Source organism: Pseudomonas sp. SORGH_AS_0199, assembly GCF_031453735.1.
Taxonomy (GTDB): Bacteria; Pseudomonadota; Gammaproteobacteria; order Pseudomonadales; family Pseudomonadaceae; genus Chryseomonas; species Chryseomonas aestiva.
The window spans coordinates 4,696,772-4,721,172 of sequence record NZ_JAVJAE010000001.1 but is presented as its reverse complement, the minus strand read 5'-3'; the positions used below and the strand labels follow the sequence as shown (position 1 = coordinate 4,721,172).

At 67.1% G+C, this 24,401-nt stretch carries 23 protein-coding genes and 1 riboswitch; of the genes, 12 read left to right on the top strand and 11 right to left on the bottom strand.

Annotation, left to right across the window (positions count from 1 at the left end; translation table 11 throughout):
• Window positions 1-32: 32 nt before the first annotated feature.
• On the bottom strand, window positions 33-2,120 hold the full coding sequence (locus QE444_RS22115; RefSeq protein ID WP_285386522.1) for a PAS domain-containing protein: 2,088 nt from the start codon (window positions 2,118-2,120) through the stop codon (window positions 33-35).
• Between the two features lie 316 nt (window positions 2,121-2,436).
• Between QE444_RS22115 and QE444_RS22110 the strand changes: the two genes are divergently transcribed.
• Both QE444_RS22110 and QE444_RS22105 read left to right on the top strand, forming a co-directional pair.
• Window positions 2,437-3,798, top strand: coding sequence for an MFS transporter (locus QE444_RS22110; protein WP_133861371.1), 1,362 nt, complete (start codon window positions 2,437-2,439; stop codon window positions 3,796-3,798).
• A gap of 151 nt (window positions 3,799-3,949) precedes the next feature.
• A complete protein-coding gene (locus QE444_RS22105) occupies window positions 3,950-5,020 on the top strand; it encodes a 2-isopropylmalate synthase (RefSeq protein WP_160923929.1) in 1,071 nt (356 codons plus the stop codon).
• Here QE444_RS22105 and QE444_RS22100 read toward each other — a convergent pair.
• Window positions 5,001-5,789 carry a helix-turn-helix transcriptional regulator gene (locus QE444_RS22100; protein ID WP_309741706.1) on the bottom strand — a complete coding sequence of 263 codons (789 nt, stop codon included), beginning with the start codon at window positions 5,787-5,789 and terminating at the stop codon, window positions 5,001-5,003. The two genes, QE444_RS22105 and QE444_RS22100, sit on opposite strands and share 20 nt — an antisense overlap.
• 4 nt (window positions 5,790-5,793) lie before the next feature.
• Window positions 5,794-6,288, bottom strand: coding sequence for a MarR family transcriptional regulator (locus QE444_RS22095; protein WP_285386520.1), 495 nt, complete (start codon window positions 6,286-6,288; stop codon window positions 5,794-5,796).
• A 144-nt stretch (window positions 6,289-6,432) separates the two neighbouring features.
• On the opposite strand from QE444_RS22095, the gene QE444_RS22090 reads away from it, so the two are divergent.
• Entirely contained in the window at window positions 6,433-7,581 is a 1,149-nt protein-coding gene (locus QE444_RS22090; protein WP_285386529.1) for an MFS transporter, read from the top strand.
• Here the strand turns inward: QE444_RS22090 and QE444_RS22085 are convergent.
• Both QE444_RS22085 and QE444_RS22080 read right to left on the bottom strand, forming a co-directional pair.
• The gene (locus QE444_RS22085; protein WP_285386519.1) at window positions 7,578-8,939 is read right to left on the bottom strand and encodes an ATP-binding protein; all 1,362 of its coding nucleotides are present in this window, start codon (window positions 8,937-8,939) and stop codon (window positions 7,578-7,580) included. The genes QE444_RS22090 and QE444_RS22085 overlap by 4 nt on opposite strands.
• The gene (locus QE444_RS22080; RefSeq protein ID WP_285386518.1) at window positions 8,936-9,601 is read right to left on the bottom strand and encodes a response regulator; all 666 of its coding nucleotides are present in this window, start codon (window positions 9,599-9,601) and stop codon (window positions 8,936-8,938) included. Before QE444_RS22080 ends, QE444_RS22085 begins: the two co-directional genes overlap by 4 nt.
• A 153-nt stretch (window positions 9,602-9,754) precedes the next feature.
• On the opposite strand from QE444_RS22080, the gene QE444_RS22075 reads away from it, so the two are divergent.
• Together QE444_RS22075 and QE444_RS22070 are read left to right on the top strand one after the other, a co-directional pair.
• Window positions 9,755-10,021 carry a PepSY domain-containing protein gene (locus QE444_RS22075; RefSeq protein ID WP_133861367.1) on the top strand — a complete coding sequence of 89 codons (267 nt, stop codon included), beginning with the start codon at window positions 9,755-9,757 and terminating at the stop codon, window positions 10,019-10,021.
• The gene (locus QE444_RS22070; RefSeq protein ID WP_133861366.1) at window positions 10,021-10,569 is read left to right on the top strand and encodes a cytochrome b/b6 domain-containing protein; all 549 of its coding nucleotides are present in this window, start codon (window positions 10,021-10,023) and stop codon (window positions 10,567-10,569) included. The genes QE444_RS22075 and QE444_RS22070 overlap by 1 nt, the downstream gene beginning before the upstream one ends.
• Here QE444_RS22070 and QE444_RS22065 read toward each other — a convergent pair.
• Window positions 10,566-11,522, bottom strand: coding sequence for a cation diffusion facilitator family transporter (locus QE444_RS22065; protein WP_285386517.1), 957 nt, complete (start codon window positions 11,520-11,522; stop codon window positions 10,566-10,568). The two genes, QE444_RS22070 and QE444_RS22065, sit on opposite strands and share 4 nt — an antisense overlap.
• A gap of 243 nt (window positions 11,523-11,765) precedes the next feature.
• On the opposite strand from QE444_RS22065, the gene QE444_RS22060 reads away from it, so the two are divergent.
• Window positions 11,766-13,439: a phosphoethanolamine transferase gene (locus tag QE444_RS22060; RefSeq protein ID WP_285386515.1), complete on the top strand. Its 1,674-nt coding sequence runs from the start codon at window positions 11,766-11,768 to the stop codon at window positions 13,437-13,439.
• Between the two features lie 78 nt (window positions 13,440-13,517).
• Window positions 13,518-14,060, top strand: coding sequence for a cytochrome b (locus QE444_RS22055; protein WP_208693960.1), 543 nt, complete (start codon window positions 13,518-13,520; stop codon window positions 14,058-14,060).
• On the opposite strand, the gene QE444_RS22050 is transcribed toward QE444_RS22055, so the two are convergent.
• A complete protein-coding gene (locus tag QE444_RS22050; protein WP_187980289.1) occupies window positions 14,057-14,893 on the bottom strand; it encodes a hypothetical protein in 837 nt (278 codons plus the stop codon). The two genes, QE444_RS22055 and QE444_RS22050, sit on opposite strands and share 4 nt — an antisense overlap.
• The gene (mntP, locus tag QE444_RS22045) at window positions 14,893-15,465 is read right to left on the bottom strand and encodes a manganese efflux pump MntP (RefSeq protein ID WP_187980288.1); all 573 of its coding nucleotides are present in this window, start codon (window positions 15,463-15,465) and stop codon (window positions 14,893-14,895) included. Before mntP ends, QE444_RS22050 begins: the two co-directional genes overlap by 1 nt.
• Before the next feature lie 5 nt (window positions 15,466-15,470).
• Window positions 15,471-15,637, bottom strand: a riboswitch (yybP-ykoY riboswitch).
• Between the two features lie 449 nt (window positions 15,638-16,086).
• On the opposite strand from mntP, the gene pstS reads away from it, so the two are divergent.
• The 5 genes from pstS to QE444_RS22020 all read left to right on the top strand — a co-directional run bounded on the left by pstS (window position 16,087) and on the right by QE444_RS22020 (window position 21,374).
• Window positions 16,087-17,100 carry a phosphate ABC transporter substrate-binding protein PstS gene (gene pstS / locus QE444_RS22040; protein WP_007160735.1) on the top strand — a complete coding sequence of 338 codons (1,014 nt, stop codon included), beginning with the start codon at window positions 16,087-16,089 and terminating at the stop codon, window positions 17,098-17,100.
• A 76-nt stretch (window positions 17,101-17,176) separates the two neighbouring features.
• On the top strand, window positions 17,177-18,151 hold the full coding sequence (pstC, locus tag QE444_RS22035; protein WP_187980287.1) for a phosphate ABC transporter permease subunit PstC: 975 nt from the start codon (window positions 17,177-17,179) through the stop codon (window positions 18,149-18,151).
• Window positions 18,151-19,026, top strand: coding sequence for a phosphate ABC transporter permease PstA (gene pstA, locus QE444_RS22030; protein WP_044341612.1), 876 nt, complete (start codon window positions 18,151-18,153; stop codon window positions 19,024-19,026). Before pstC ends, pstA begins: the two co-directional genes overlap by 1 nt.
• A gap of 5 nt (window positions 19,027-19,031) precedes the next feature.
• The gene (gene pstB, locus QE444_RS22025) at window positions 19,032-19,796 is read left to right on the top strand and encodes a phosphate ABC transporter ATP-binding protein PstB (RefSeq protein ID WP_044341611.1); all 765 of its coding nucleotides are present in this window, start codon (window positions 19,032-19,034) and stop codon (window positions 19,794-19,796) included.
• A gap of 291 nt (window positions 19,797-20,087) precedes the next feature.
• Window positions 20,088-21,374, top strand: coding sequence for a putative porin (locus QE444_RS22020; RefSeq protein ID WP_273863038.1), 1,287 nt, complete (start codon window positions 20,088-20,090; stop codon window positions 21,372-21,374).
• A 316-nt stretch (window positions 21,375-21,690) separates the two neighbouring features.
• Here QE444_RS22020 and QE444_RS22015 read toward each other — a convergent pair whose 3' ends face one another.
• The 3 genes from QE444_RS22015 to QE444_RS22005 are packed head-to-tail and all read right to left on the bottom strand — an operon-like array spanning window position 21,691 to window position 24,400.
• Complete coding sequence (locus QE444_RS22015; protein WP_187980285.1) at window positions 21,691-21,981, bottom strand: DUF2845 domain-containing protein; 291 nt, start codon at window positions 21,979-21,981, stop codon at window positions 21,691-21,693.
• A gap of 41 nt (window positions 21,982-22,022) precedes the next feature.
• A complete protein-coding gene (locus QE444_RS22010; protein ID WP_187980284.1) occupies window positions 22,023-22,604 on the bottom strand; it encodes a DNA-3-methyladenine glycosylase in 582 nt (193 codons plus the stop codon).
• Complete coding sequence (locus QE444_RS22005) at window positions 22,601-24,400, bottom strand: glycoside hydrolase family 15 protein (protein WP_280308899.1); 1,800 nt, start codon at window positions 24,398-24,400, stop codon at window positions 22,601-22,603. Before QE444_RS22005 ends, QE444_RS22010 begins: the two co-directional genes overlap by 4 nt.
• Between the last annotated feature and the right edge of the window lies 1 nt (window position 24,401).

Sequence of the window (24,401 nt, the reverse complement as noted above, 5' to 3'; positions counted from 1 at the left end):
CAAAGAGCTATCAGGTGTTGCCCGGTCGCCGCTCAGGACGGCTGCAGCATCGCCTGGATTCGTCGCTCCAGGGTATCCAGGGTGAAGGGCTTGGTCAGGACCCGCATGCCGGCGTCGAGATCGCCGTCCCCGATGACATTGGCCTCGGCATAGCCGGTGATGAACAGCACCGGCAACTGCGGTCGCAGCCGGCGCAGGGCATCGGCCAGCTGGCGGCCATTGAGCGTCCCCGGCAGGCCGACGTCGGTCACCAGCAGATCCAGAGAGGTAGCAGACGTGACCAGTGCCAGGGCGGTGGCGGCATCGGCTGCCTCCAGCACCTGGTAGCCCTGGGCGAGCATGGCATCCACCAGCAGGGTGCGGATGGTCGGCTCGTCATCCACCACCAGGATGGTCTCGCCCTGGCCGGGCCTGCTGGGTTCGAGCTCGGGATAGACCGGCGCGCTGGCCACCGGTGCCAGGCGCTGGCGCGGCAGATAGAGATGTACCCAGGTACCGGCGCCGGGCGCGGAGTCGATGCGGATCTCGCCACCCGACTGCAGCACGAAGCCGTGCACCATGGACAATCCCAGGCCGGTGCCCTGGCCAATGGGTTTGGTGGTGAAGAAGGGGTCGAAGGCCCTGTCGAGGACCTCGTCGCTCATGCCGCTGCCGGTATCGCCCACGCTCAGGCGCACATAGTCACCCGGGGGCAGCGCCTGGCGCTCGGCCTGGGTCTCGTCCAGGCGCTCGTTGCTCAGGACGATACGGATGCGCCCGCCGTCGGGCATGGCGTCGCGGGCGTTGAGGCAGAGGTTGAGCAGGGCGTTTTCCAGCTGCGCGCCGTCGATGTGGGTCAGCCAGAGCCTGGGATCGGCCTCGCGCTCCAGGGCGATCTGCGGGCCGATGCTGCGCTGGATGAGGTCTTCCAGACCGATGACCAGTTGCTCCAGGGCCACCGGCTGCGGATCCAGGGTCTGGCGACGGGAAAAGGCCAGCAACCGGTGGGTCAGGGCGGCGGCGCGCTGGGCGGCGCTGCGGGCGGTGCCGGTGTAGCGCTCGAGGTCCTGCAGCCGGCCCTGGCGCAGGCGCAGGTCGAGCAATTCCAGCGAACCGAGGATGCCGGTCAGCAGGTTGTTGAAGTCATGGGCGATGCCACCGGTGAGCTGGCCGACGGCCTCCATCTTCTGCGATTGCCGCAGGGCTTCTTCCATGAGCCGGATGCGCTCCTGCTCGTTGAGGCGCTCGGTGACGTCATAGGCGAACTGATAGGCGCCGATGCGCTGGCCCTCGGCGTCGAGCAGCGGACTGAATTGCAATTCGTAATGATGCTGCAGCGATCCCCTGTGCACCGAGATGATGGTGCTGAACGTCTCGCCGGCGAAGGCGCGGCGCCAGTGCGCGAGGATGCCGTCACGCAGGTCAGGCCGCCGCTTCAGGCTTTCGCTGAAGGAGTCGCCGATGCGCGGCCTTACCCCGATCACCTCTTCGAACACCTCGGCGCCGGAGCCGTTGACCGCCAGCCAGCGGAAATCGAAGTCCAGTACGTGGATCATGGAGCTGGCGGCGTCCACCACGTTGGCCAGGATGCGATTGGCGACCAGCGCCGCCTGCACCCGCTCTTCGAGGGTTTCGTTGAGTTGCCGCAGGGCCACCTCGGCGCGCTTGCGTGGGGTGATGTCCTGGAACAGCACGGCGACCTGGCGGCGGCTGGCCGGCTCGATGCGAAAGGCGGTCAGCTCCAGGTAGCGCCCGGTGGCCACCAGTTCCTGCTCGAAGCGGATGGCTTCGCCCGTACGCAGCACATGGCCATAGCGATCCAGCCAGGCCTGGGCCTCGTCGCCGACCATGTCGCGCAACTTCTGGCCCACCACGTTGGGAATGCCGGCATGGGCGGCATAGGCCGGATTGGCCTCGACATGCACGTAGTCGCTCAGCGGCCCAAGGGGGCCGTCGATGAATTCGATGATGCAGAAGCCTTCATCCATGGCGTTGAACAGGAACTGGTAGCGTTCGCTGGCCAGGGTCGTGCTGTTTTCAGGAGGCGCAACGCGGGCGTCGAGCTGCTGGCGCAGCTGCTGATTGCTCTGCTCCAGCTCGGCAAGGCGCGCCAGCAGGGAAGGGATGTCGGCGACAGGCACGGCAGGCTCGGCAAGAGGGATGAGGCGACGACTTCGCTTCAAAGACCGGCATTAGACGGCCCGGGATGAGAAAGTGCCAGGCGCGTCACAGATTCTTCACGGCGGTGTCCAGGGGCCGGGCGGGTGCCCGGCGCGAGCACCAGGGCGGGCTTGAGCGGCCCGGGTCTAGCCTCTTGAGAGATGTCTGACCACTCTGCTTTGGGTGGATTGACACCTTCGAAAGTCACTCATACGATGTCATATGAATATCTGGTAACAGCTTTCCAACGACCCCGGTTCACGCCGGTCAATAACAACAAGTCAGGAAGCCCATTCAATGACTATCCAGGTCACTCCCGAGACGGAGTCCGCCCTGCGGCCGCAGGTCCCGCCCGTCGCCGCTACTCAGCAAGCCTCCCGCATCACCCGCTACCGCTGGCTGATCTGCGCCCTGCTGTTCATCGCCATCGGCATCAACTACATCGATCGCCAGATGATCGGCATCCTCAAGCCCACGCTGCAGGCGGACCTGGGCTGGACGGAGACCGACTACGCCAAGATCGTGTTCTGGTTCCAATGCGCCTATGCCATCGGCTTCCTGACCTTTGGCCGCATCATCGACAAGGTCGGGGTGCGCATCGGCTATGCCCTGGCCTTCACCATCTGGACCATCGCCAGCATCGGTCACGGCATCGCCCATACCGTCACCCACTTCGTGCTGGTGCGCTTCACCCTCGGCTTCGGCGAGTCCGGAAGCTTTCCGGCCAGCCTCAAGGCGGTGTCGGAATGGTTTCCGCAAAAGGAACGCGCCCAGGCCACCGGGCTGTTCAACGCCGGCACTGCCATGGGTCCGATCATCACACCTTTGCTGGTTCCGGCCATCACCCTGGCCTGGGGCTGGCGCGCGGCATTCATCTCCATCGGCATCGTCACCGCCCTGTGGCTGATCGCCTGGCTGCTGATCTATCGCCGCCCCCACGAGCACCCCAAGGTGAGTCGTGAAGAGCTGGCCTATATCCAGGCCGACGACGGCTCCCCGGTGGCGGCTACCCCGAGCGCCCCGACCAAGATCTCCTGGTTCAAGCTGCTGACCTTCCGCGAGACCTGGGCCTATGCCGCCGGCAAGTTCCTCACCGATCCGATCTGGTGGCTGTACCTGTTCTGGCTGCCGGACTTTCTCGGCAAGACCTACGGCCTGAATCTGAAATCCTTCGGTCCGCCGCTGATCGCCATCTACATCCTCGCCGACATCGGTTCGGTGATGGGTGGCTGGGGCTCTTCCAAGCAGATGAAGCTGGGCCGCAGCGCCAACCTGGCGCGCAAGACCACCATGCTGCTCTGCGCCCTGGCGGTCGTGCCCATCGTCACCGCCCAGTTCGTCTCCAGCCTCTGGCTGGTGGTCGGCATCATCGGCCTCGCCGCCGCGGCCCACCAGGCCTGGTCGGCCAACCTGATGACGCTGCCGTCGGACCTCTTCCCCAAGGAAGCCGTGGCCTCGGTGATCGGCATCGGCGGTACCGCCGGCGCCATTGGTGGCATGCTGATGACCACCTACAACGGCTACATCCTGGAGATCTTCAAGTCCTACCAGCCGATCTTCATCGTCGCCGGCAGTGCCTACCTGGTGGCCATCGTGGTCATCCATGTGCTCACGCCACGACTCAAGCCGGTGCCGCTGGAGCGCATCTCGGTGGGCTGACCTGGGAGCGCTGACAGAGAAGCCGCCGGGGCCTTCCCCGGCGGTTTTTTTTCGCCCGTCGCTGTCCGGATCGCGCAGGGGGCTGTCCTGCTCGCGAGCGCAGCGGACCGGTGGGGCGGTCAGACTCTGAGGCCCAGCCCTGGAGTCCCCCATGCTCAAGCAACCCCAGACCAAGTACCGCGCCTTCGCCGCGCCCTCGTTACCCGACCGCCAATGGCCGGGCCGTCAGCTGACCCAGGCACCGCGCTGGTGCTCAACCGACCTGCGCGATGGCAACCAGGCACTGATCGAGCCCATGGGGCTGGAGCGCAAGCGGCGCTTCTTCGCCCTGTTGCTGGCGATCGGCTACCGGGAAATCGAGGTGGCCTTTCCGGCGGCGTCCCAGACCGACTTCGATTTCGTGCGCGAACTGGTCACCGCGGACGGCCTGCCGGACGATCTCTGGCTGCAGGTGATGACGCCGGCACGCAGCGAACTGATCGAGCGCACCTTCGCGGCCCTGGTTGGGGCACCCCGCGCCATCGTTCATCTCTACAACGCCACCGCGCCGCTGTTTCGCCGGGTGGTGTTCGACCAGGATCGCGCCGCCACCCTGGCCATGGCGGTGGCCGGTACCCAGCGGGTGCGTGCCCTGTGCGACGCCCAGCCGGAGACGGCCTGGATTTATCAGTATTCGCCCGAAACCTTCTGCTTCACCGAAGCGGACTTCGCCCTGGAGATCTGCCAGGCGGTGCGCGAGGCCTGGCAGCCGTCGGCGGACCGCCCGCTGATCCTCAATCTGCCGGCGACGGTGGAAGTGGCCACGCCCAATGTCTATGCCGATCAGATCGAGGGCTTCATCCGTGGCCTGGGTCCGGCGCCCCACGTGACCATCAGCGTCCATCCGCACAACGACCGTGGCACCGGCGTCGCCTGCGCCGAACTGGCCCAGCTGGCCGGGGCCACGCGGGTGGAGGGCTGCCTGTTCGGCAATGGCGAGCGCACCGGCAACGTCGACCTGGTGACCCTGGCGCTGAATCTCTACAGCCAGGGGATCACGCCGGGGATCGATTTCTCCCGCCTGGAGGAGGTGGCCAGCGTGGTGGAAGCCTGCAACCAACTGACCATCCATCCGCGCCATCCCTATGGCGGTCGCCTGGCCCTGGCCGCCAATACCGAGCAGGGCGCGGCCCTGGGACTCGTCGATCCGGCCGAGCTGGGACTCAGGGCGCGGCGGGGCTGACCGCGTCGGGCAGACCCGCCTGGCCGCGATAGGCCGAGGGCGATACCCCCAGCACCTGGCGGAAACGAGTGGCGAAGGCACTGGGGCTGGCGTAGCCGTGGTCCAGGGCGACGTCGACGATGGCGTGGCCGGCGGCCAGGGAGGTCAGACTGGAATCCAGTCGCGCCCGCTGCAGCCACTGGCCGAAGGTCAGGCCGGTCTCCTTGAGGAACAGCCGGCTCAGGGTCCGCTCGCTGACCGCCAGTCGCGCGGCGGCGCCGGTCAGCGTCCAGCGTTCGCCCGGGTGCTGGCGCAGGTGGCGGCAGAGTTCAGCGAGGGTGGCATCCACCGGCCAGGGCAGGTGCATTCCGGCGGTGGGCGAGCCCTGCAACTCGTCGAGCATCAGCTGCAGAATATGGTGGGCGCGCCCTTCGGCAAGTCTGTCGGCAGGCAGGGGCAGGGCGGCCAGGATGAGTTCGCGCAGGAGCGGCGAGACGGCGATCAGCTGGCAGCGTGTCGGCAGCTCGGCCCGTACCTGCGGATCGACGAACAGGGTGCGCACCTCGACGCGGCCCAGCAGGTGCAGGTCGTGCTCTTCGCCGGCGGGCACCCAGACGCCCCGCCCGGGCGGCACCACCCAGCGCCCCTGGGCGGTGTTGACGATCACGATGCCGCAGAGCGCATGGATCAGCTGCGCCTGGCGATGGCTATGGGGCGGCACCCGTTCGCCATGGGCATAGTCCTGGGCCACGGCGTGCAAGCCGTTGCATGAGCTGAAGTCGATGAGCATGGCGTCAGGCCGTCGCGCGGCTGGCCAGCCACTTGCCCAGCAGGGCGTCCAGCTGCTGCTGCTCGGCCTTGCTGAGCGTCGCCAGGGCCCGGCGCTCGTTGTCAACGTGGGCGGCCATCAGGCCATCGATCAGGGCGAAGCCGTCCGCGGTGAGGGCCACCAGGGTACTGCGGCGATCCTCGGGATTCCTGCGCCGCTCGATCAGGCCGGCTCGCTCCAGGCGGTCGAGGCGATTGGTCATGCCGCCCGAGGAGATCATGGCCGACTCATAGAGCACCGTGGGACTCAGGGCGTAGGGCTCGCCCGCTCGCCTCAGGGTGGCCAGGACATCGAACTCGCCATAGTGCAGTCGGTGCTCGTCGAAAAAAGGCTGCAGCACATCGCGATTGAGCACCTGGGCCACTTCACCCAGGCGGCCCACCAGGCGCATGGGCAGGGCATCCAGGTCGGGGCGCTCGCGATGCCACTGGTCCACGGCGAATTCGGCGCGATCGGCCATCGGCTTACCTCGGGAATATATCTTGATGTTAAGATACTTCTCATCAAGAGAAATATCGCGTCATTCTGGAGATTGTCCATGCTTTCCGCTTCACCTTCATCCCCGACCACACCCGCGCCGCGCCAGGACGCCTTTCTCGCCGTAATGCTGGTGCTGCTGGTTGGCCTCAACCTCAGACCCATCCTGGCCGCCATCGGCCCGTTGCTGGATGGCATCCAGGCAGCCACCGGCCTGGAAGGCAGCGGCGCCGGGGCGCTGACCACCCTGCCCATCGCCGCCATGGGTCTCTGCGCCCTGGGCGGCGCCCGGCTGCAGGCCTGGCTCGGCGAGCGCCGTGGCATCGCCCTCGGCCTGCTGCTGCTGGCCCTGGCCAATGCGCTGCGCTGGGAACAGCCGAGCGGCCTGGGGCTGATCCTCACCGCCGGTCTGGGTGGCGTCGGTATCGCCCTGGTACAGGCGCTGATCCCCGCCTATATCCGTCGCTGCCATCCGCAGCGCACCAGCACCCTGATGGGCCTCTACACCACCGGCATCATGGGTGGGGCGGCCGTGGCGGCGGCCACCGCCGCGCCCCTGGCCGAACAGTGGGGCTGGGCCCAGGGCCTGGCGCTCTGGACCCTGCCGGTGCTGCTGGCGCTCGGCGTCTGGCTGGCCCTGGCGCGTCCGGATGCGCCGGCGCAGCACGCGGCACCCCGCGCGCAACCCTGGCGGCAGCGCCAGGCCTGGCTGCTGCTGGCCTTCTTCGGCATCGGTACCGCCGCCTATACCCTAGTGCTGGCCTGGCTGCCGCCGTACTACACCGGCCTCGGCTGGCAACCGGCCGACAGCGGCCTGCTGCTGGGCGGCGTGAGTCTCGCCGAGGTCAGCGCCGGCCTGCTGCTGTCGGCCACCATCGCCCGGCTGCGCAATCGCCGGCCGCTGGTGCTGGGGGTGCTCGGCGTGGTGCTGGTAGGGTTGCTGTGCCTGGCACTGGCGCCGCTGCAACTGGCGGTGCCGACCGCCATCCTGCTCGGCCTGGGCATCGGCGCGCTGTTTCCGCTGTCGCTGATCCTGGCGATGGACCAGGTGCGCGATCCCGCCGAAGCCGGTGCCTTGCTCGGTTTCGTCCAGGGCGGTGGCTATCTGATCGCCAGCCTGGCGCCGCTGGCCGCCGGCATCCTGCGCGACCACCTGGACAGCCTGGCCAATGCCTGGCTACTGATGGCGGTGGGCGTGGTGCTGCTGATGGGCCTCGGCCTGCGCCTGACCCGACCCGCCCGGCCGGTCCTGGCGCGCGGTTGCCAGCAGGCCTAGCCCGCGCGCGGCAGGCGCAACTCCACGCAAAAGCCGCCCCGCGCCCGATTGCTGAAGCTCAGGGCACCGCCCAGACGGCGGGTGATGGTCTCGACGATGGCCAGCCCCAGCCCAGCGCCCTGGGGGTTGCCGGCGCTGTAGAAGCGATCGCACAACCGCGTCAGTTCGGCCTCGTCCACCCCGGGGCCGCGATCCTCCACCCGCAGCAAGATGCTTTGGTCCTGGCTGGTTTCGATGCCGACTTCCACCGCACTGCCGGCGGGGGCGAAGGCCAGGGCGTTGGTCACCAGATTCTGCAGGGCGATGGCGATGGCGTCCGGATCGCCCAGCACTGGCGGTCCAGCCTGGGCCGCCAGCACCAGCTCCACCTGATGCCTGAGCGCCAGGGGCGTCAATTCTGCCAATTCTTCCCGGACCAGGGGTTCCAGTGCCAGCGCCTGGACCTGGGTGGCGCCGGGTTCCAGGCGCGCCAGGGTCAGCAGCTGGCTGGCCAGGCGGGTAGCCCGGCTAACGCCCTGGCGCAGATAGCCCAGGGCTTCGTCGCGCTCCTCGGCCGTCTCGGCGCGCTGGGCGTTCTGCGCATGCAGGTCGAGGATCGCCAGCGGCGTACGCAATTCGTGGGCGGCGTCGGCGATGAAGCGCCGCTCCCGGTCGAGCAGGGCGCGCAACTGGGCAAGCTGGTGATCCAGGGCGCCGCGCATGGGTTGCAATTCCGGCGGCAGCGGGCCGCCCGGCAGCGGCGCCAGACTGTGCGGGTCACGCGCGCGCAGGCCGCGGGCGAAGTCCTGCAGCGGTCGCAGGCCCCAGCCCAGCAGCAGCCAGAGCACCCCGACCAGCAGCGGCAGGCCCACCAGGGTCGGCCAGAGGGTATGGCTGACGATGCGCTGGATCAGGTCCTGGCGCAGGTCCTCGCGCTCGCCGACCCAGATGCGCAGGCCGCCATCGGCGGTACGCACCAGCATCCCGCACCATTCGCGTCCGTTGTCGAACACCTCGTGCAGTCCTTCTGGCGGCACCTCGGTCAGCCGCGGCGCATTGCCGGAACGAGCCAGCAACTGACCATCAGCGGTCCAGATCTGGAAGGTCAGCTGGTTCTCGTAAGGGTGCGCCGGCACGCTGCCGGGCACGGGTTGCATGGCCCGATCGAACACTCGGATCAGCTCCGGCCAGCTGGCCGCCGCCGGCGTGCCGGCCTGCAGCAGGCCTTCCAGCAGGCGCGCGCCCTGGACCAGCTGGGCGTCGTAGATGCCCTCGATCTCGCGATGGCTGTCGCGCAGGGCCAACAGCGCGAGGGCCAGGCTGCCGGCCAGCACCAGGGCCAGGGTGGGCGCGAGGATGCGGGTGCGGATGGCGATCATGGCTGATGCTCCAGCAGATAGCCCACCCCGCGCACGGTGCGGATCAGGCCGCTGTCGAGTTTCTTGCGCAGGTTGTGGATGAGCACTTCCAGGGTGTTGCCCGAGGCGGCTTCCTGCCAGCCATAGAGGGCGTTGCTCAGCCGCTCGCGGGTGATGACGGCGCCCGGTCGCAGCAGCAACTGGTGCAGCAGCTGGTATTCCATGGGCGTCACCGCCACCTCGGCGCCGTGGTAGTGCACCACCTGGCTGGCCGGATCGAGGCTGATGCCGGCGTGCTCCAGCAGCGGTTGCGCGCGACCACAGCTGCGGCGGATCAGGGCGCGCAGGCGTGCCTTGAGTTCGTCCAGGTCGCAGGGCTTGACCAGGTAGTCGTCGGCGCCGGCATCCAGGCCCTGGATGCGATCGGCCTTGGCGTCGCGAGAGGTGAGCACCAGCACCGGCACCTGGCCGTCGGGCTGGCTGCGCAGGCGGCGCAGCAGGTCGAGGCCGTCGAGGCGCGGCAGGCCCAGGTCCAGCAGCACCAGGTCGAAGCGCTCGGACGCCAGGGCGTGCTCGGCGGCCAGGCCGTCAGCCACCCAGTCCAGGGTATAGCCCTCGCCGCGCAGAGCCATGCGAATGCCCTGGGCCAGGGCCGCGTCGTCTTCCACCAGCAGTACCCGCACGATCGCCTTCCTCTCTCGGCAATGCCGCCAGGGCGCCATCATCGCCGGCGTCCTGGCGCAGCGGCAGGGGCAACTGTTACCGGGCGTTGCGTCCTAAGACTGCATTAAGCTTCGGCGCCGAGTCTGGCCACTCCAACCACGAGGAGTGTCGCCATGCGCCGCCTGCTGCTGCCGTTGCTGTTCGCAAGTCCCCTGGCCCTTGCCGCCGAACCCCAGTGTACCCAGGCGGACAAGTCCACCTGGCAGGACGCCGAGAAATTCCAGGCGCAGCTGCGAGACCAGGGCTACGAGATCAAGAAATTCAAGATCACCAAGGGCAACTGCTACGAGATCTACGGCTTCGACAAGGACAAGCGCAAGGTCGAGATCTATCACGACCCGGTGAGCGGCAAGGCGGTCAAGAGCGAGATCGGCAGCTGATGAAGACGGCGACCGTGCGGCTCTGGGACCCCCTGGTACGGCTGTTCCACCTGTCGGTCGCCGCCGCCTTCTTCGCCAACTATTTCTTCAACGAGAAGGGCGCCTTCTGGCACCGCTGGATCGGCTACTACGCCAGTGCCTGGCTGCTGGTGCGGCTGGTCTGGGGCTTCGTCGGCCCGCGCAGCGCGCGTTGGAGCGACTGCTGGCCGACCCGTGCGCGGCTGAGCGCTCACCTGCGTGATCTCTGGCAGGGGCGGCCCCATCATCGCCTCGGCCATTCGCCCCTGGGCGCCCTGGTGATGCTGCTGATGATGGCTGCCATCGGCGGCCTGGGCGTCACCGGCTTTCTCATGCGCGAGGTGGATGCCCTCTGGGGCGCCGACTGGCCCGAAGACCTGCACGCGCTGTTCGCCAACGGCCTGCTGGCGCTGGTCTGCCTGCATGCCGTGGCCGCCGTGGTGGAAAGCCTGCGGGTGGGCGACAACCTGCCGCTGTCGATGCTGACCGGTCGCCGCCGCCCGCTGGATGAGTCTTCCCCGCGTGACTAGGCGCAGTGCCCGTCGAGGGTGCCGGGCGGATCCACCTGTACCGTCACGTGCTGCAGGCCGTGGCGACTGCGCAGCAGCTCGCCCACCAGGGTCGGCAGACGCAGGGGGTCGCTGCCCGGCGCCGGGGTGATGTGCAGGGTGGCGATGCGGGTTTCGTCGGTCAGCGTCCAGACGTGCAGATGGCCCACCTCGGCCACCTCCGGCAGGGCGCGGACCGCCGCCGTGGCGCCGGCCGTGTCGAATTCCCGCGGCGCCGCCTGCAAGAGCACCGCGCCGGCATCGCGCACCAGGGTCCAGGCCGATTTGACGATGAGCAGGGCGACCAGGATCGACAGCGCCGGATCCAGCCAGGTCCAGCCGGTCCAGAGGATGCCCAGGGCGGCGACGATGGCGCCCACCGAACCCAGCAGGTCACCGGCCACATGGAGCAGGGCGCCGCGCAGGTTGCTGTCGTCCTTGTGGCCGCTGTTGAGCACCACGAAGCCGACGATATTGACCACCAGGCCGATCACCGCCACCACCAGCATGGGGCCGGAGAGCACCTCGGTGGGCTCGCGCAGCCGCATGATGGCTTCCCAGCCGATCCACAGCACCAGCAGCAGCAGGGCGACGCCATTGGTCAGGGCGGCGAGGATGCGTACCCGGTGGAAGCCATAGGTGAAGCGCGCATTGGCCGCCTTGGCCGCCACGCGGTAGGCCACCAGGGCCAGCAGCAGGGCCGCGGCATCCGAGACCATGTGCCCGGAATCGGCGATCAGCGCCAGGGAGCCGGACCACCAGCCGCCCACGGCCTGGACGATGGCGTAGCCAAAGGTCAGGACGAAGACCAGCTTGAGCTTGCGCTCGTTGGCGGCGGTCACCCGCGGGGCGTGGGAGTGACCATGGCCATGGTCGTGGCCATGCTGATGATCGTGGTCGTGGTCGTGGTCGTGGTGAGGGGTGGAGCCACTCATTTACAGGTCTCCGAAGCGTTGAGGAGGCAGAGGGCAAAGGCCCTTTGCCGATTATCCTGAAGCCTGAAGTGACTTCAGGGTCAAGCCGGTCGGCTGGTATCTGACCTCTCGGCTCATCTGTTACCGCGCATGAGCCGCTAAGACTTCATTAAGGTTCGCCCCTCAGGGTAGCGGCTCCCTGTCGCTGGAGCCCGCCATGCCCGCTTGCCTTTGCCTTTCCTCGCGCGTGCGCAGGGCACCCTGATGCTGCTCGCAGCCTTCTCCCGCCCGCGCGCCTCGGGCTGGCGGCCCTGGCGCAATCTGCTGCTGCTCAGCAGTCTGAGTTGCCTGCTGTTGCTGGCCGACGACGTCCTGCAGCAAGGCTTCACGCCAAACAACCGCGCCGAGCTGGAAGCGGGCTATGTGGCCGCGCTCTGGGTGTTCAGCCTGGCGCTCTGGCTGAGCAACCTGCCGCGCCTGGCGGCGGTCATCCTGCTGGGGTTCGCGCTGATGCAGCTGCTGCAGCTGGGCAACCTGAGTTTCTTCGGCGAGCCGCTCAGCGCCATCGACATCCAGGCCCTGCTGGGCGATACCGCCGAGGTGCGCCAGACGCTGTGGCTCAGCCTGCCCGAACACTGGCCGGTGCTGCTCTGCGTGGGCCTGCCCTATGGCCTGCTGCTCACCCTGCATCTCCAGCTGCCAGGCCGGGTACCGCTGCCGGCCAGTCGCTGGGCGCTGCTGCTGATCGCCGCGGTGCTGCTGTCCAAACCCTATCGCGCCACCTACCGCAACCTCGACGCCTTCGTGCCCAGTCCCAGTCGCAGCGGTCTGCACAACAGCCTCAACGCCTTTTCCGCCTGGGCGGTGCGCCTGGCCGGGCGGGACGATGTCGTCCTGCCGCCCACCGCCTATGCACCCTATGGCCTGGCCCCCATATCCAGCACTGCGCGGCATGTCTGGCTGGTGGTGGCCGATTCCCTGCGCAGCGATCGCCTGGGCGCCTTTGGCTACCCGCGCGATACCAGCCCCAGGCTGTCGGCCTACCTGGCGGCCAATCCCCAGGCGCTGATCCGACCCGGTATCGCGGCGGGGGTGGCCACCGACGTGAGCCTGCCCTATCTGCTCAATCCGATCCGCGAACCGGGCCAGGACCAGCGCCTGCGCAGCGGCGAGATCAATCTGTTCCGCTTCGCCCAGGCCGCCGGCTTTCGCACCCATTGGCTGTCGTCCCAGGAGTCCAAGCTGCTGGCGCACCTGGGCAGTCGCTACCTGGACGTCTCCATTACCCGCGAGGACCATCCGCTGCGCTTCCTGCAGCGCCAGGATCGCGCCCTGCTGGAGATCCTCGACGAGCAGCAGTGGGCGCCGCGCAACTTCGTGGTGCTGAATCTGCGCACCGCGCACCTGCCCTATGCGCAGAACTACCGGCACGAGAGCACCCCGGCGCCCTGGCCGGATAGCGGGGCCGAGGGCCAGGCCAATGCCTATGACAATTCCCTACACTATCTCGATGGCCTGCTCGCCGAGATCCTCGCCGATTTCGATCGCCTGGAGGGTGAGCGCTATCTGATCATCACCGGCGATCACGGCCAGCGACTGGGGGAGGGTGGTCACTGGGGGCACAACGATCTGGTGCCCGAAGTCAGCGACGTACCGGTGATCGTGGTGGCGCGGGACGCTCCGGCCAAGACGCTGGACGACCTGCGCGGCGAACGCTGGATCAGCCACTACGAGGCCGGCAGCTGGCTGGCGGAACGCCTGGGGACCCGCCTCGACAATCCCAATCGCCGCCCCGACGAACACTTCGTCCATGGCAAGCTCCTGTTCAGCGACAACTTCGTACAGCGCGTCTGCGAATCACCCACCGGCCTGGTGCACCAGCCGCCACAGCAGTTGAGCAAGCTGCTGCTGGATACCGCGGAAAACCCCTGTGGCTAGAGCCTTGCACCCATACCTTCAACTCCCGGGCGCCGCTACACTGCCGGCGCCTCTTCACCTCAGTAGCAGGATCCCGTCATGCCTTCCGCTTCTCCTGTTTCCCGCTATGCGCGCAGCGCCCGGCTGCTGCACTGGCTCATGGCCCTGCTGGTACTGCTGGCCTATGTACTGATCCTCAATCGCGGGCAGTTCGAGCGGGGCTCGCTGGAGCGCCAGTGGGTGGTGCTCAGCCATTTCTGGGTCGGCCTGCTGGTCCTGGCGCTGGTCCTGCCGCGACTGCTGGTGCGCCACCGCCATCCGGTACCGCCGATCACGCCGCCGCTGGCGAAGAGCCTGGAGACCGTCGGCCGGCTGACCCACTACGGGCTCTATGCCTTTCTGCTGGCCCAGCCGCTGCTCGGACTGTTCACCGTCTGGCTGACCATCGGCGCGGTCAAGATCCCTTCCAGCACCTGGGCGCTGCCTTCGCCCTTCCCGGTGGACCCGGAACTGGCAAAGACGCTCAAGGGCGTGCACCTCTGGCTGGGCAAGGCCTTCTACTGGGTGATCGGCCTGCACGTGCTGGCCGCGCTCTGGCATCACCTGGTGCGCAAGGACGATACCCTGAAGCGCATGCGCTAACGCGGCTCGAGGGCGATGATGCGGTTGCGTCCGCCTTCGGCCAGCAGGTAGCCGTCGCCCCGTGGCAGCAAGGCCTGGGGCGCGCGTAGGAAGGTCAGGATGGCGCGCGGGGCTGACTGGCGATCCCAGAGCAGCAGGCGGGCGCGGTGGGTGGAGTCTTCGCTGATCCACAGGCCGCGCCGGTCGCAGAGCAGAAAACTCGGCTCGCGCAGTTCGCTCAGCGCCGGCGGATCACGGCCGTCGTCGCTCAACTGACGCACCAGGCCGCGGGCTTTCTCGGTATAGAAGGCCGTGCCATCCGGGCAACGGGTAAAGGACTCCGCCTCGTTCAGGTGGTCGCGCAGCACGGTCAGGCTGCCATCGGCGGCGTCGTAACGCAGCAGGCGCCCTTCGCCCTTGCGGTCTTCCACGGCATAGAGCCGCTCGCCTTCGGCCCAGAGGCCCTGGGCGTTGATCCCGGTGAAGAGATCGCGACTGCCGGCGGCGTCGAACCAGCGGATGGGGTGGGTGCCACCTTCCTGGCTGTAGGCGAAACCGTTGCGGTAGGGCACCAGGCCATCGGGCTTGTACAGCCCCTCGCTGAGCACGCTGCGCCGGCCCTGGGCATCGATGCGCAGCAGCCGGCCCTTGCCGTCCTTGAGTTCTTCCGCGGTGAGCAGGGCATCGCCCTGCCAGGCCAGGGCACTGGCCTTGGCGATGTCGCCATGGGCCACTTCGTAGCGCCAGCCCGGAGCGGCCTGGGCCGGCCAGAAGCGCTGCCAGGCGAGAAAGCCCAAGGCTGCCAGCAGCAGGGCGGCCAGGACGAGGAGGGCGCTACGCCAGGGCCGGGCCATCAGCTGGCCACGGTGGCCAGGTGCTCGTGGAGGATGGCCGCGCCGATCACGATCAGCACCACGCCACCGAGCATCTCCGCGCGCTTGCCGACCAGATTGCCCATCACCCGGCCCAGCATCACGCCGGTGGTGACCATGATCATGGTGGCGAGGCCAATGGCCAGGGCGGCGGTGATGATGTTGACGTCGATGAAGGCCAGGCCCACGCCCACGGCGAGGGCATCGATACTGGTGGCCACGGCGGTCAGGGCGAGCAGCATGAAGGAATGCTGGCGGGGCTTTTCCTCTTCGGCCTCGGGCGCGCCGAAGCCGGCCCAGATCATGCGCAGGCCGAGCACGGAGAGCAGGGTGAAGGCGATCCAGTGATCCCAGGGCTGGACGTACTGGGCGGCGGTGAGGCCGACGGCCCAGCCGATCACCGGGGTGATGGCTTCGATGACGCCGAAGATGGCGCCGGTACGCAGGGCTTCGCGCAGGCAGGGCTTGTGCAGGCTGGCACCCTTGCCGACGGCGGCGGCAAAGGCATCGGTGGACATGGCGAAGGCCAGGAACATCAGGGAAGCGGGATTCATCGTGACAGCGCCGGCCGGGCTCGATCCACAAGGCACCCCCGCACGCCCGGCATGGCGCGGTGATGCCTCTGGTCTCGCCAACCCTGACTGGCTGTCCTGACCACGGCGGTTGCCGAGTATGTTGATCAGGACGCTTTCCACCGCGGTGGAAGCAGGCTACTCCCCAAAGAGGCCGCCACCTTACCCATCCGGATAGAGAAAGTCTATCTTGTAGATAGTTCTAATATATATAGCCTTGGCTAAATTTCTGCTGCCAAGCCGCCCTCACGGATGCGCCGAAAGGCCTGCAAGGCCCGCCATGGCTGGATCGTGGCCACGGCACAGGCTGCTGAGACGACCGCGGGCGGCAGACAGGCGTGTCGTCTGGTGACCACCGGAGGTCGCCTGTAGAGGTTGGCCAGGACGAAGGCGACCCCTCTGCCGTCCGCAGTGCGGGGTGGATTGTCGAAGCGGCCTGCTGCGAGGCCCAGGCGCGGACACCTTGGCTTGCCAGCGCAGGAACGGTAGCCGCCGCCCGCAATGATGGCGCTCTGCCGTCCCTGTTTCGTCATGCCGCTGACACTTAATTGTCACATTTCGGCAATAGCCTAGCGCCAGCCCTCACTAGGTAATGGAGCCACCATGAAACGCACGTTCAGCCTCTCTCTGTTGTTGTCGGCCTTTTGCCTGAGCACCGCCGCTCACGCCGTGGATGTCACGGGCGCCGGCTCGAGCTTCGTCTTCCCCGTTCTGTCGAAGTGGTCGCAAGGCTTCAGCGAGAAGACTGGCAACCGTATCAACTATCAGTCCATCGGCTCCGGCGGCGGCATCGCCCAGATCAAGGCCGGCACCGTGGACTTCGGCGCCACCGACGCCCCCATGAGCACCGACGACCTGCAGAAGGGCGGTCTGGGCCAGTTCCCGACCATCATTGGCGGCATCGTGCCGGTGATCAACGTGGAAGGCATCGAGCCCGGCAAGCTGAAGCTCGACGGTCCGACCATGGCCAAGATCTTCATGGGCGAGATCAAGACCTGGAACGACCCGGCCATCGCCGCGCTGAACCCCGGCATGAAGCTGCCTGAGGGCGCCATCACCGTGGTGCGTCGTTCCGACGGCTCCGGCACCTCCTACAACTTCACCAACTACCTGGCCAAGGTCAGCCCGGAGTGGAAGGAGAAGTTCAACTTCGGCACCACCGTCAACTGGCCGGTCGGTGTGGGTGGCAAGGGTAACGAGGGTATCGCCGCCTACGTGAAGCAGATCAAGGGCTCCATCGGCTACGTCGAGTACGCCTATGCGCTGACCAACAAGATGACCCACGTGCAGCTGAAGAACGCCGCCGGCAACTTCGTGCAGCCCGAAGCCAAGAGCTTCCAGGCCGCCGCCGCCACCGCCGACTGGAAGAGCGCCAAGGACTTCAACCTGCTGATGACCAACGCCCCGGGCGCCGACGCCTGGCCAATCACCGCCACCACCTGGATCGTGATGTACAAGGAACCCAAGAACGAAGAGCGCAGCAAGGTCGCCTTCGACTTCTTCAAGTGGTCCCTTGAGCATGGCCAGAAGGATGCCGCGGCCCTGGATTACGTCCCGGTCCCGGACACCCTGGTCAAGCAGATCGAAGGCTACTGGGCGTCCGACTTCAAGAAGTAAGCACGACTGTTCCGCCGCCTGGATCCCCTGGGGTCCAGGCGGTTTCGCGCGTCCTTCCAGGTAGACGGAAAGCTCCATGACCGACCAGACCCTGCCCCTCTCCGCCGTTCAGGAACAGCGCATCCGCCGGGATACCCGCGCCGATGTCTGGTTCCGCCGGCTGCTGTTTTCCGCCGCGCTGCTGGTACTGCTGGTACTGGTCGGCGCCGCCGCGTCCACCCTCTGGGGCGGTCGCCATGCCTTCATGACCTTCGGCCTGGACTTCATCACCTCGGCCGAATGGGATGTCGGCGCCGAGAAATTCGGCGCCCTGGTGCCCATCTACGGCACCCTGATGACCTCCTTCATCGCCCTGCTGCTGGCCGTGCCCACCGCCTTCGGCATCGCCCTGTTCCTCTCGGAGATCGCGCCGCCCTGGCTGCGCGGCCCGGTGGCCACCGCGGTCGAGCTGCTGGCGGGCATTCCCTCGATCATCTACGGCATGTGGGGCCTGTTCGTCTTCGGCCCCTTCATGGCCGCCTACATCTCGCCCTTCATCAACGACTACCTTGGCGCCATCCCGGTGATCGGGGTGCTGTTCCAGGGCCCGCCGCTGGGCATCGGCATGCTGACCGCCGGCATCATCCTGGCGATCATGATCCTGCCCTTCATCACCTCGGTGATGTACGAGGTGTTCCGCAGCGTGCCGGCCCAGCTCAAGGAATCGGCCTATGCCCTGGGTTCCACCACCTGGGAAGTCTGCTGGGACATCGTGCTGCCCTACACCCGCTCGGCGGTGGTCGGCGGCGCCTTCCTCGGCCTGGGTCGCGCCCTGGGCGAGACCATGGCGGTGACCTTCGTGCTGGGCAACGCCCACCAGTTCTCGCTCTCGCTGATGATGCCGAGCAGCTCCATCGCCTCGGTGATCGCCAACGAATTCAACGAGGCCTACACCGATCTGCACCGCTCTTCGCTGATCGCCCTGGGCTTCCTGCTGTTCGTGGTGACCTTCTTCGTGCTGCTGGCGGCACGGCTGATGCTGTCGCAACTGTCGCGCAAGGCAGGTAACTGATGCACATCGACGCCTATCTCTATCGCAAGCGGCGGATCAAGAACGGCCTCGCGCTGATCTTTGGCAGCGCCGCCGCCGTGCTCGGCCTGGGTTTCCTGGCCTGGATCCTCGGCACCACCCTGATCAAGGGCGTCAGCGCCCTGAGCCCGGCGCTCTTCGTCGAGATGACGCCGCCGCCCGGCGCCGCCGACGGCGGTCTGGCCAACGCCCTGTTCGGCAGCGTGCTGATCACCCTGCTGGCCACCGCCATCGGCGCGCCCATCGGCATCCTCGCCGGGCTCTGGCTGGCCGAATACGCCCGCCACTCCAAGCTCGGGCTGGTGGTGCGTTTCGTCAACGATATCCTGCTGTCGGCGCCGTCGATCGTCATCGGCCTGTTCATCTACACCGCCGTGGTGGTGACGCTGAACCAGTACTCCGGTGGCAGCCTGGGCTTCTCCGGTTTCGCCGGCTCCCTGGCACTGGCCATGCTGGTGGTGCCGGTGGTGACCCGTACCACCGACGAGATGATGCAGCTGCAGCCGCCGGCCATGCGCGAGGCGGCGCTGGCCCTGGGCATTCCCCAGTGGAAGGTGACCCTGCAGATCCTGCTGCGCGCCTCCCGCGCCGGCGTGGTGACCGGGGTGCTGCTGTCCATCGCCCGCATCACCGGCGAGACCGCACCGCTGCTGTTCACCGCCTTCGGCAACCAGTACTGGAACGCCGACGTGCTCAAGCCCATGGCCACCGTGCCGGTGACCATCTTCCAGTTCGCCATGAGTCCGTTCGAGAACTGGCAGCACCTGGCCTGGGCCGGCGCCCTGCTGCTGACACTGTTCGTGCTGCTCCTGAACCTCTCCTCTCGCTTCTTCTTTCGTAACCGGGATTCCAAGTGACTACCATGCAGACGCAGATACCGGAACTGCAGGCGCGCGACGTCGGCTTCCGTTACAAGGGCCACCAGGCGCTCAAGTCGATCAACCTGGACATTGCGGCCAAGCAGATCACCGCCATCATCGGCCCGTCCGGATGCGGCAAGTCCACGCTGCTGCGCATCTTCAACCGCATCTACTCGGAATACCCGGGGCTGGAAGCGAGCGGCGAGATCCTCATGGACGGGGAGAACATCCTCGATCCCAAGTACTCGCTGAGCCGCCTGCGCAGCACCATCGGCATGGTGTTCCAGAAGCCGGTGCCCTTCCCGATGTCGATCGCCGACAACGTCGCCTACGGCATCCGCCATCACGAGCGGCTGTCCCGCGTGGAGCTGCAGGATCGCGTCGAGCAGGCGCTGCGCGGCGCGGCGCTGTGGGACGAGGTCAAGGACAAGCTCAACCAGAGTGCCCTGGGTCTCTCCGGCGGTCAGCAGCAGCGGCTGTGCATCGCCCGCACCATCGCCCTGCGTCCGCGGGTGCTGCTGCTGGACGAGCCGACCTCGGCCCTGGACCCCATCTCCACCGCGCGCATCGAGCAGTTGCTGGCCGAACTCAAGCAGGAGTTCACCGTGGTCATCGTCACCCACAACATGCAGCAGGCGGCGCGCTGCTCCGACGTCACCGCCTTCATGTACCTGGGCGAGCTGATCGAAGTGGACAAGACCGACAAGATCTTCACCAAGCCGGACAAGAAGCAGACCGAGGACTACATCACCGGTCGCTTCGGCTAAGGATTTCGCCGGCACTCGGCAAGGCCACTCCCCGGAGTGGCCTTTTTCATGGGCGGTCGGAAAGCGCCTGGCCAGGGCGTCCGCTCAGCGTGTTCCATTCCGAGCCACTGCCGAGCCGTCCGGGATGAATGAAGGTTTGATTAAATTTTTCTTTATATTCAATGGCTTGAATTAAAAGCTTTATCTTCCTGCAAGCAAAATGACATCTCTTCTGCCGAGACTGAGCCAGCTTCGTGACGGGCTGCACTGCCAGCCATCACTCCCTGGATAGTCTTGAAAGGAGATCTGCCGATGTCTGTTAACCCTTATCGATTCACGGCGCTGTTCTCGGGCGTGCTCCTGGCCACCTGCTCGGCCGCCGCGAGTGCCGCGGTCGATGAGAAGCTGCTCGACATGCTCAAGGCCAACGGCTCCATCACCCCCGCCCAGTACAGCGAATTGCGCGGCGATCTGCAGCAGGAGCAGCAGGCACGTGCCGCCCAGGTCGCCCAGCAGCAGAAGACCTCCGATTTCGAGAAGAAACTGGCCTGGGCCGCCAAGACCCAGATCAAGGGCGACGTGCGGGTGCGCCACGAGAGCATCGACATCAGCGGCGAGCCGGACAACGGCCGCGACCGGGACCGCCAGCGCATCCGCGCGCGACTGGGCGCCTACAGCGAAATCAATCCCCAGGTGGACACCGGCATCCGCATCGCCACCGGCGGCGGCGACGATGCCCGCTCCACCAACCAGGACCTCAACGGCTACTTCAACAAGAAGCAGCTCTGGCTGGATCAGGCCTACATCGACTACCACCCCACGGCGCTGCCGAATCTGCATCTGGTGGGTGGCAAGATGGGCCAGCAGTGGGTGAGCACCGGCGATGTCATCTGGGACGCCGACATCAACCCCGAAGGCCTGGCCGGCACCTACAAGTACGATCTGGGCGGCGGCGCCGAGCTGTTCGGCAGCACTGGCTACTACGTGCTCAAGGACAACGTCGACGGCGAAGGCTATGAATTCAAGCACGACCTGCGCCTCTACGCCGGCCAGCTCGGCAGCCGCTTCAACCTGGGCGATTCCGCCAAGCTGATGGTCGGTGGCAGCGTCTACGCCTACGACAAGGACCAGGACAGCACCTGCCCGACCACCGGTTCGGTCACCTCGCCCTGCGCCCTGGCGGTCAATGGCAACACCACTGACCGCTTCCAGCTCTACGAGGGCTTCGCCCAGCTGGACCTGACCAAGCTGTGGGTGCCGCTGTCCTTCTATGGCCAGTACGTGGTCAACGACAAGGCCGACGACGGCGAGGACACCGCCTGGCTGGTGGGCGCCAAGACCAAGCTGATGCAGCGGGTCGGGCTGGAATACAACTACCGCGATGTCCAGCGCAACGCCGTGGTCGGTGCCTTTACCGACTCGGACTTCGGCAACGGCTCGACCGGGGCCCGCGGCCACAAGCTCAAGCTCGGCTACGACATCGACAAGAACTTCGGCGTGGGCCTGACCTACTTCCTCGCCGAGTCCGATACCGCCAGCCGCTTCCGCCGCGACGCCGACGTCAAGACCCTGCAGCTGGACCTGGAAGCCAAGTTCTAACCACGACCCTGAGGTCGTGCTCCTCTTGAACCGCCCTCGGGCGGTTCTTTTTTGCCTGCTCGATGGAGAAACTCGCCTGGCAAATGTTGGGCTTCGCTGCACTCAACCCAACCTACGCCTGAGCCGCCTCGCCCCTACGTCGGAGCTGCTGCTTTTCCCCCTATCCCTCAGGGAGATGGTTGGGGTGAGGGTGTCTGGCCGTTGGGCTTTGCTGCGCTCAACCCAACCTACGCCTAAGCCGCCTCGCGCCTGCGTCGGAGCTGGTGCTTTTCCCCCTCTCCCTCCGGGAGAGGGTTGGGGTGAGGGAGGCTTCCCGCTAACGCTCGACTCTGATCTCCACCAGCTTGCCGTCGATGAACTTGAGGTGCCGCGAGGCGCCGTTCTCCGGGCCATAGGTCCAGAACTGGGTCTCGGCGGCATTGAATTTGGGCACGTTGTTGTTACGCAGCGCCGGTGGATTGATCTTGCGCTCGGCCGGGGCGCCGCAGGCGGCCAGCACCTGTTCGACGCTGTCGCCTTCCTCGACGAGACTCTGACCACAGCGCAGGCTCGCCTGGGCGAGGAGGGGAAAGAGCAGGGCGATAGGCAGCAGCTGACTGGCGCGCATGGGGCCTCCGAGAGGTTGCGGCAACGGTCGTTGCCTTCAGCCTAGCTGTTATCGCCGGGCTGGGGCGCTTTGGCAAAGCCACGACTCAGATAGTGCGAACCGGCCAGGCCGAAGCGCCAGGGCACCTCGCGCGCGCGGCTGATGCCGATGCGCGGGCCCGCGATCACCGCTACCTCGGCAGCCGCGGGCTCCAGCAGGAAGGGTGGCTCGATCAGCGGCAAGCCATCGTGACTGCCGTCGATGGCGAGGGCCTGGCATAGCCGGCCGGGACCGGCGCACAGCAGGCGATCGGCCAGGCCGCCCCGACGTTCCCGCATCACCTCCAGACCCCACAGTGGCTCCAGCGCGCGGATCAGCACACCCGCGCCATGCCCGGCCTCGCGGCAGACCAGATTGAAGCACCAGTGGATGCCATAGGAGCGATAGACATAGGCATGCCCGGGCGGACCGAACATGGCGCGGTTGCGCGGAGTGGGGCCGGAAAAGCTGTGGGAGGCCGGGTCTTCGCCGTCGTAGGCCTCGGTCTCGACGATCAGGCCGCCCACACCCTCGACCCTGAGCGTCGCCCCGATCAGTTGCCGGGCGACCTCGTCCACCGGGCGGGTGAAATCCAGATCGCTCACGCCTCGGGCTCCGGCTCTTCCAGGATCAGCGCCGCATGCACCATGGCCAGGTGACTCAGGCCTTGGGGGAAGTTGCCCAGGGCCGCGCCATCCCGGGGATCGCGCATCTCGGTCATCAGACCGACGCCATTGAGACTGGCGGCCAGGACCTCGCGCATCAGTTCCCGCGCCTGGTCCACCTCGCCCAGCACGGCATGGGCCTCGACCATCCAGTAGGAACAGGCCAGGAACGCACCTTCTTCCTGCTCGGCACCGCTGTAGCGATAGACCAGAGGGCCATGGGCCAACTCACGGCGAATGGCCGCCAGGGTGCTGACCGAACGCTCACCACCGTCGAAGCCGAAGCGGATGCCGAGCAGCAGCCCGGCGTCCAGGCGCTCGGTACCGGCATAGAAGGTGTAGGCCTGCTTGCGTTCGCTCCAGCAGTGCTGGTTGACCCAATCGCGGATGCGGTCGCGCTCGCGCGCCCAGCGACCGCACATGGCGTCGGGGATATGGCCATCGCGGGCCAGGGTCACGGCGCGGTCCAGGGCGAACCAGCAGCCCAGCTTGGACAGGGTGTAGTGGCGCTCTTCAGGCAATTCCCACATGCCGGCATCCGGCTGGCGCCAACCATCGGCACAGAGATTGGCCAGGTCGGTGAGCAGGCTGGCGGTGGCGAAATCCAGCACATGGCCCTTGCTGGCATAGAGGCGGAAGGTCTCCAGTAGATCGCCATAGAGACTCAGCTGACACTGGGCGCTGGCGCGATTGCCGACGCGTACCGGCTGGGAGTCGCGATAGCCAGGAACCGGAATGATGCGTTCCTCGGGGGCCAGTTCGCCTTCCAGGGTAAAGCAGGTATGCAGGCGATTGCCGTGGCGGCGGATGACGTTCTGGATCCAGGCCAGGGCCGCCTGGGCCTCGCCGAGGGCACCCAGGCGCAGGAAGGCCTTGATGGTAAAGACCGCATCGCGCACCCAGGCATAGCGGTATTCATAATTCTTGTCGCCGCCGATGCGTTCCGGCAGCGAGGTGGTGGCGGCGGCGACGATGGCACCGGTGGGGGAGTAGAGCAGCAGCTTGAGAGCCAGCGCCGAGCGCTTCACCTCGCTGAGGAATTCGCCCCGGTAGGCGAAGCCCTGGGCCCATTCGCGCCAGGCCTGGTCACTGCGATCGATACGCTGGTCCACCTCGTCCAGGGAGGGCACCACCAGGGGTTCGTTCTCGGTCGCGGTCAAGGCCAGGACGCTGCGTTGCCCGGCTTCCAGTACCAGTCGCCCCACCAATCGGCGATCATCGCATTGGAGGATCTCCAGCCGCTCGCAATAGCGCAGGGTGGCCATCACGCCATCGACGTGCATGACCTCGCCATTGGGGGTGCTGCGCATCCAGGGCGACACGGTCTGGCCCTGGGTCCCGGGTACCAGCTCGATACGCAATTCGACCCGTCCGGAAAGGCCTTCGACGCGGCGACCCAGTTCGCACCAGGGCAGGCGTCCGGCCGAACCGCTGTTGAGCGATTCGGTGAGGCGCACGCTGCCGTCAGCGGTGTGAAAGCAGGTTTCCAGGACGTTGCTGTCTTCGCGGTAGGCGCGCTCTACGCGATAGTCGGCCACCGGCGCGATCGAAAAGAAACCGCCTGCCGGGGCATCCAGCAGGCGGTCGAACAGCGGTGCGGAATCCATGTTGGGCACGCACCACCAGTCCAGCGAGCCGTCCGGCGCCACCAGGGCGACCGAACGCCCATCGGAGAGGGCGGCATAGCCCGCCAGGGGCGCGTAGCCATCCTGGCGGGCGGGATCGAAGGCCGCCATG